A 1308-nucleotide genomic window follows, 5' to 3' on the forward strand; every position below is an offset into this window, starting at 1 on the left:
TTTAGAGGCAATGTTAGCTAGTCGAGCTATAGTAGGATCGAATGTTGATGCCATTGGCGAAATTTTGACAGATGGTGTTGATGGTTTAGTTGTTAACCCAGGTTCGAGTGAAGAGTTAGCAGTAGCTTTGCGCAAGTTAGAGCGATCGCCTCAGTTACGACAGGAATTAGGAAAAGCTGCCAGGAAAAAAGTTCTAGAACAACTTGCTCCTGCGGTGGAAAAAGAAAATTGGGCAAAAGTTTATCAACAAGTTTTGCCAAAACAAAAGTTCAAACAAGTATTTTTATAGAAAATTTGACTTTTTGAGGCTTTAAAATGGGAAAATATTGCCAGAATTATTAATTAATTACGACTTATGCACCGGAACAAGAAACGGGATTTATTGCTCTAATTATTCTTATTCAAATCAGGAAATTTTGTATTATAAACTGGTTTATGGGTAAGTCATAATTATTTTGTATAAATGTTGGGTTTCGGCTTCTAAATCAAACCTACAAACTGCTATTTTTCTTGATTAGTGTATCGCCATGCTAAACGTTCCTGGAGTAATCTATGAATAAATCGATAACCTCCTCCAACTCGCTGAAGTAACATTTTTTCGGTGGCATAGTTGAGGAAACGGGCGTAATTCCAGGGGGCTTTTTTTGTGGGGAAAATAGTTTCGATTATCTGATTTTCTGAAAGGTGAATTTTTCCCCAAGGCAGTTTATGTAAAATTTCTCTGGTTTGGTAATCTGAAATATTTTGAGTATTGAGAATAAGGAGAATTTTTTCAGAGTTGGGTAAGAGATTTTTGATAGGGGTAAACCAAATGTTGAGTTGTTGGCAGAGTGCTTGATAATAATAGAAACATTCGGAACTAGAAATATGAGTAATTTGACTTTTTTTGAATCCCGCTCTGGCGGTGGGGGTAAGAGAAGTATATTGTTGTTGCCAGTTTTTATATAAGTGTGGAATTTTGGGTGCTGCTGGTAAGGTTGTGGTAAATTTTTTGGTTTGATTGAGTTGGATAGTTATGGAATTGAAGCCTTCTGAAAAGTTGCCGGAGTTCAGGTAGATGCTGATTGGGTTTTCCATGTTTTTTTTTTGAGAAATGAACAGCTTTGAGATTTGAAAGAGTGCTATTTTTGCCGATTAATGTATCGCCATGCTAAATGTTCCTGAAGTAATCTATGAATAAATCGATAACCTCCTCCAACTCGCTGAAGTAACATTTTTTCGGTGGCATAGTTGAGGAAACGGGCGTAATTCCAGGGGGCTTTTTTTGTGAGGAAAAGAATTATACGGATAGCTAGGTGTTCAATGACA

2 protein-coding genes and 1 pseudogene are annotated in these 1308 nt (G+C 36.5%); 1 reads left to right on the forward strand and 2 read right to left on the reverse strand.

Going from position 1 to position 1308, the window contains the following annotated elements:
- Nucleotides 1-289 (forward strand): glycosyltransferase (locus F6K22_RS40990; RefSeq protein WP_293110919.1); only part of this gene is annotated, 289 nt, incomplete at its 5' end.
- Nucleotides 290-501: 212 nt separating this feature from the next.
- Here F6K22_RS40990 and F6K22_RS40995 read toward each other — a convergent pair.
- Together F6K22_RS40995 and F6K22_RS41000 are read right to left on the reverse strand one after the other, a co-directional pair.
- The gene (locus F6K22_RS40995) at nucleotides 502-1077 is read right to left on the reverse strand and encodes a hypothetical protein (RefSeq protein WP_293110921.1); all 576 of its coding nucleotides are present in this window, start codon (nucleotides 1075-1077) and stop codon (nucleotides 502-504) included.
- A gap of 44 nt (nucleotides 1078-1121) precedes the next feature.
- Nucleotides 1122-1308, reverse strand: a pseudogene (locus F6K22_RS41000) (hypothetical protein); the annotation flags it as partial.

This window comes from Okeania sp. SIO2F4, from assembly GCF_010672385.1.
Taxonomy (GTDB): domain Bacteria; phylum Cyanobacteriota; class Cyanobacteriia; order Cyanobacteriales; family Microcoleaceae; genus Trichodesmium.

Bases quoted from the DNA above. Each gene is read 5' to 3' on its own strand.
- F6K22_RS40995 (WP_293110921.1), bottom strand. From the start codon at position 1,077: ATGGAAAACCCAATCAGCATCTACCTGAACTCCGGCAACTTTTCAGAA.